The following is a 5,533-nucleotide window of genomic DNA, read 5'->3' as shown; positions in this document are numbered from 1 at the left end:
CCATCTTCAACGACTGCAACGGGTTAGCAGCATAAAAAAAGGCCATGGGCGCAGCCGTTTCGTCAGCACGGAGCAGGTTCATGCTGATATGATGCATTTGCAGCAAAAACGGCATATTACGGGAGAAGAAGTGCCGCTGTTTTTGGAAAATCCAGCTGCCGTCTTGCCTGAGCATGATTATTTATTTGATTTGGACCAGTTTTCAGAACGTGTCCGCGGCCTTATCCCGATTGAACGGGTTCGCCCTTTTTTTCATGAGCGGACCGGAATGCAATGGTTTGATGAGGAGAGCGGGCATACCGTTCCGTACGATGAGACGTTTTTGCGCGAACTGATGGAAAAATATCCGGATCAGCAATATGTCGAATACAACGGCAAATGGATTTACCTAGATCCTTTATTGCGCCGGAAGCTGCTGCAGCTGCCGAAAGACGCCGATGAAGCGTTGAAGCGCCGGTATATTCTTGATATTAAAGATAACGAAGAACAACTTGAATACAAGATAGACAGCGCCCAAGAGGCATCATGCCGGCGCTATCCGATTCCATCTGAGCTGCAAGCGGAGTTTTTTCCGCATCAAATCGAAGGCTTTGAGTGGCTCTGTCACTTGGCAGAGCAAGAAAGGGGCGGCCTGCTTGCCGATGATATGGGGCTTGGAAAAACCATTCAAGTCATTGCGTTTTTGCTGCATCAAAAAGCAAATGGGCGGTTGAAGCCGACGTTGATCGTCCTGCCGATAGCCCTGATTGAGAACTGGGTGGCGGAAATCGAAAAGTTTGCCCCAAGCTTGTTGGACGGTTTATATATTCATAAAGGAAGAGGACGGCTGGCTTCGTCGCAGCTCATTTCACAGTTTGATATCGTTTTGACAAGCTATGACACGCTCAAAATGGACCAGCTTCTGTTGGGGAAAATTGAATTTCAAGCGATTATTTGTGATGAGGCGCAAAACATTAAATCTCATACTAGCCAGCGCTCACGCGCCATTCGCGCCATGCAAGGACGTTTCCGTTTAGCGATGACCGGCACGCCGGTCGAAAATAGTTTAGACGAACTTTGGGCGATTATGGACTTTGTCCAGCCCGGCGCTTTAGGCTCTCTAAAAGAATTTCGCTTCCGCTATGTAGAAACGTCGGACTATGATGCGTTGCTTGCGGCCCTCCAACCGTACTATTTGCGCCGCACGAAGCAACAAATTCTCGATGACCGTTTGCCTAAAAAACACCTTGTTCCGCCGATTTATGTTGAAGCTTCGCCCATACAGAAGGAGATTGCCCAGTCAATGCTGGCCACAAAAGAAGTTGGTCAGGTCGCCATTTTGAATATGATTATGAGACTCCGTCAACTGTACGGCCATCCCGGTGCGGTCATTCCGAAATATGAACAGCTCTCTTATCAAGAAGTGCCGAAGCTGAAAGAAACGATGCACATCATTGAAACGATTCGGCAAAAGGGAGAGAAAGTGCTCATTTTTACTGAATTTCGCAAACTGCACTTTCTTTTAAAACGAATCTTTATGGAGACATACGGCATTTCTGTTCCAGTGATTGATGGCGATGCGAAAAATCGGCAATTGATTGTTCGACGTTTTAATGAAATGCAAGGCTTTGGCATTATGATTTCATCCCCAAAAGCGGCCGGCGTTGGCTTGACGATCACAAGTGCCAACCATGTGATTCATTACACAAGATGGTGGAATCCAGCGGTCGAAAATCAAGCAACTGACCGTGCATATCGCATCGGCCAGCAAAAGGACGTGTATGTCTACCATATTATTACGAGGGACAGTTCCCACTTTCCGCAGGGAACAGTAGAGGAATTGATGCATGAATTGCTTGAAAGCAAGCGCCATTTAGCCGAAAATGTCATTATTCCGTTTAATATGAGCGAGATCCAGCAAGCGGTCGCTGAGAAGGTGGTGGGGCGAAGACAGCTTGTGTAAAGCGCCGTTTTCGTGTCCGATCGGCGGATTCTCTTGTCTGACAAGGGAATCGCTTCGCATGAAACGTTCTACGTTCCGCTTCCGTTTGCAGGAGGTGGGGATATTTTTTAGCTAAGAGTTGTGGCAGGAAAACGGTTTGCCATGGCGAAATATTGGAAATACGATCTCTTTTTCGTGGACAAAAAAATGTTGCGGACAAGATGGCGGAGGGGGAGGGAGGGCGTGCCATGGCAAATGCCGGCGGGAGAAGATCGGTGTCGGATGCAAGGCTTGAGGTGATCAAAAAGCTCTTTCCGGAAGCGGTTGTGGATGGGGGCATCGATTGGGAGTGGCTGAAGAGGGTGCTTGGCGGTCACAAACGGCAGGAAGCATATGAGTTCATGTGGCCGGGGAAGGCAGAGGCGAGGCGGCTCGCTGAAACGCCTGCGTCCGGAGTATTGCGGCCGGATCAGGCAGCGAGCAAGCAGTGGGAGACAACAAACAATTGGTGTATTGAAGGAGACAATTTAGAAGTATTAAAACTGCTGCGGACGTCGCATGCAGGGGCCATCCAAATGATTTACATCGACCCGCCGTACAATACAGGAAAAGTGCTCACGTACAAAGACAATTGGCGCAAGGGGAAAGCCGTTGTTCCTAGCGGAATCCAGGAAGAAGCGCGTGCCCATGCCGGCTGGCTCAACATGATGTACCCGCGCCTTTGGGTGGCGAGGGAGCTGTTGGCGGAGACAGGGGCGATGTTTATTTCCATTGATGATACAGAACAGGCGAATTTGAGAAAAATGTGCGATGAACTGTTTGGCGAGCGAAATTTTGTCGCCACGTTCATTTGGCAGCGGGCGTTTTCGCCTGTGAACATGAACAAGTTCGCTTCGCGCAACCATGACTTCATCCTCTGTTACGCGAAAAATATCGACCGTTTAGCTTGGTACGGCTTGCCGCGCCATCCGGAAGCGGACGGGCGGTATGCCAATCCGGACAACGACCCGCGCGGGCCGTGGACGTCAGGAGATTTGTCGGTCGGTCCGCCGATTCCGGAAAAAATTTATGACATCGTGACGCCAGGCGGCCGGGTCGTTTCGCCGCCGAACGGGTATTGTTGGCGGGTGACAAAGGAGCGCTTCGCCGAGCTGGCGGCGGACAACCGCATTTGGTTTGGCAAAGACGGCAACGGGGTGCCGCGCCTGAAGCGGTTTTTAAGCGAAGTGAAGCCGACGGTGACACCGCTTACGATTTGGACGCATGATGAGGTGTCCCATTCGCAGGAGGCGAAAAAAGAGCTGAAGGAGCTGTTCGATGGGCTGGCGGTGATGGATTACCCGAAGCCGGTGAAGCTCATTCAGCGTATGGTGGCGTTGACAACGAAGGACAATGACATCATCCTCGACTTTTTTTCCGGCTCGGCGACAACAGCCCATGCCGTCATGCAGCAAAACGCTGAAGACGGCGGCCGGCGGTCGTTTATAATGGTGCAGCTTCCCGAGCCGCTTGCGGAAACGTCCGAGGCGTATCGGGTGGGGTTTCGGACGATTTGCGACATTGGCCGCGAGCGCATCCGCCGCGCGGGGGAGAAAATCGTCCGTGAAACGGGAAAGACAGAGCTTGATATTGGCTTTCGCGTGTTTCGGTTCGAGAAGAAATCGAAGCAGCCCGCTCGCTAGGTGGACGGGCTGCTTTTCGATTCGGCTGATGAAAAGCGCTTTGGTAAAACAGGCGTTGCGTCTATGTTCCGAGTCCCTGATGTCCGTCGTTTCAGGCGCTTTTTACAATGACGCCGCATCCCAACGGTCGTTGACAAAGACGTCGTACTCCGCGGCAATCGTTTCTTTGAGCTCCGCTAAAGACGGGATGCCGTCGGCGAACGTGTAGGTGTCAAGGCAAATGAGGGAGTATTCGTCGCCGGGATCAAATACGATGGTGACGACTTCTTCCGTTCCAGCGTCCACTTGTCGGATGGTGTCGCCGTCTTCCGGCTCCACGAGTACGTTTTGGTATGTTTCGCGAATCACGTAGTAGCCTTCCTGCAATTGTTCAGTGAATAGATGTTCGATGTCTGTCAGTTCGTGGACGATCATTATTTAAGTCCTCCTAACTTGTGAAATCATTCTTAATGTCAGTATATAACGTAGTCGTTGTCGATATAATAGATGTTGTGGAAAGTTCGAAAAATTGTCATTTTGTATGCCAAGCGTAGATAAGGTTGGGGGCAGGATTGACAAGGGAAAATAGCAGCTTCCTGCAAAAAGGCATCGCCCTCGTGGGAGGAATTCAAATATGAACAGGAAATTTATAGGAGTAATGTCCCTCTTTTTGATAATATTATTCGGAATGTATGGTGTCGGGACTAAAATTGTCGCCAAATCAAAAATTTATGAAACAGAGTCAACAACTACATTAGTGGTTAATAAAAATGATTTAGAGGACCTTTCAATTTACTTCTTAACGCCTTATATAACCAAAGCAGTACAGGATTATTATGGAAAACCATCTGGAATTCAGTGGTGGAAGCCTAAAATATTAGAGATTAAAAATTTAGAACCCGGGAGTCGTTATAAATTCTTACTCAAAATTCGTGTAGAAACATTTAAAGGGGCTCACAACCCTCCTTACGGAATTGATATAATAACACTTGAAATCGATTTTGACAAAATTCGTATTATTGATTACAAGCACATCGAAGAGAAGATAAAAAAACAAACATAGGGTATTACCTCTTTTATTTTTCCTAAATAATGGACTCACTAATCAGCGAGGAACAGCTGAGCTTATACAGCTGCTTTCTCCTGCCCGAGTTCGACAGTGACTAGGCAAATAAATCGCCTCTCAGTCCTTGATGCAGAAGGGCTGAGAGGCGATTAGGTATACTTGTGGCGTGTATCTAGGAGCGAGGATGAATGTCTAGGATCTTCGGTGGAGGCTCTAGTCCTAGAGTCGCAAAGGTTTGCCCTTATTTGGCGGTCAGTTCTGTCCGCTGATAAAGGTCCCCGTATTTCGAAGAAAAATGTCCGAGTGTGAGACGCTAGCATTCCTCTCTTACTTTCGGCCACGATTCGTTGGTCCGAATCTTTACGATGCGAACCAGCAAGAGAACCAGCTAACTGAGCAGCGCATGCACACGAATGCGGTCTTCCAAGCGATGATACATGGGTCGCAATTCCAATGTCGATTTCAGTGTACGAAAAGCCAGCTCGATATCCACCAGCTGCTTATATCCCAGCGCGACATCCTCGGCAGACAGTGTGTCATCGGACGTGCGGATAAGATATTTGCCATCATACTTTTCGGCTAAACGTGTGCCTATGGAATTCAGGGTTTTTTCCTAGGTTGACAACCCCAAAGTCCTTGATATAACGGGATTTCTGGACTTTTTATTTGCCTAAAATGGCCTCAAAACTGTCGAACTCGGGTCTACCAAAGAGGCGTCAAGGAAGTGCTTCTTGGCGTCTTCGATGGCCTTCCGGGGCTGGAGGAAGCCTTTCGGGCGGTGTATCCGAAAGTCGATGTGCAGCGCTGTGTCGTGCACAAAGTCCGCAACACCCTCAGCCGTGTTCGGAAAAAAGACCAATTCGAAGTGGCCGAGGATCTCAAGCT

Annotated in this window: 4 protein-coding genes and 2 pseudogenes; 4 read left to right on the top strand and 2 right to left on the bottom strand. The window is 49.0% G+C overall.

The genetic code is table 11. The features are described from left to right. Both IKE44_RS06285 and IKE44_RS06280 read left to right on the top strand, forming a co-directional pair. Positions 1 to 1,942: DEAD/DEAH box helicase (locus IKE44_RS06285; protein ID WP_287465344.1), on the top strand; the 1,942-nt coding region annotated here is incomplete at its 5' end. Positions 1,943 to 2,169: 227 nt separating this feature from the next. Continuing rightward, positions 2,170 to 3,603, top strand: a complete 1,434-nt coding sequence (locus IKE44_RS06280; RefSeq protein WP_287465342.1) for a site-specific DNA-methyltransferase — start codon at positions 2,170 to 2,172, stop codon at positions 3,601 to 3,603. A 102-nt stretch (positions 3,604 to 3,705) separates the two neighbouring features. Here the strand turns inward: IKE44_RS06280 and IKE44_RS06275 are convergent, their stop codons facing one another. Then, positions 3,706 to 4,017, bottom strand: a complete 312-nt coding sequence (locus IKE44_RS06275; RefSeq protein ID WP_033017407.1) for a hypothetical protein — start codon at positions 4,015 to 4,017, stop codon at positions 3,706 to 3,708. A 199-nt stretch (positions 4,018 to 4,216) separates the two neighbouring features. Here IKE44_RS06275 and IKE44_RS06270 point away from each other — a divergent pair, with 199 nt between their 5' ends. Further along, positions 4,217 to 4,645 carry a DUF3888 domain-containing protein gene (locus IKE44_RS06270; RefSeq protein WP_015374612.1) on the top strand — a complete coding sequence of 143 codons (429 nt, stop codon included), beginning with the start codon at positions 4,217 to 4,219 and terminating at the stop codon, positions 4,643 to 4,645. A gap of 175 nt (positions 4,646 to 4,820) precedes the next feature. Here IKE44_RS06270 and IKE44_RS06265 read toward each other — a convergent pair. Beyond that, positions 4,821 to 5,234: pseudogene (locus IKE44_RS06265) on the bottom strand (IS1634 family transposase); the annotation flags it as partial. A gap of 114 nt (positions 5,235 to 5,348) precedes the next feature. On the opposite strand from IKE44_RS06265, the pseudogene IKE44_RS06260 reads away from it, so the two are divergent. Next, a pseudogene (locus IKE44_RS06260) lies at positions 5,349 to 5,533 on the top strand (transposase); the annotation flags it as partial.

It is taken from the genome of Geobacillus sp., assembly GCF_017515625.1.
GTDB lineage: Bacteria > Bacillota > Bacilli > Bacillales > Anoxybacillaceae > Geobacillus > Geobacillus stearothermophilus.
The sequence above is the reverse complement of the archived record's forward strand: the minus strand, read 5'-3'. Positions and strand labels throughout refer to the sequence as shown.

What these genes read in the sequence shown, in the direction of transcription:
- IKE44_RS06280 (WP_287465342.1), top strand. Translation starts at nt 2,170, where the DNA reads ATGGCAAATGCCGGCGGGAGAAGATCGGTGTCGGATGCAAGGCTTGAG.
- IKE44_RS06275 (WP_033017407.1), bottom strand. Translation starts at nt 4,017, where the DNA reads ATGATCGTCCACGAACTGACAGACATCGAACATCTATTCACTGAACAA.
- IKE44_RS06270 (WP_015374612.1), top strand. Translation starts at nt 4,217, where the DNA reads ATGAACAGGAAATTTATAGGAGTAATGTCCCTCTTTTTGATAATATTA.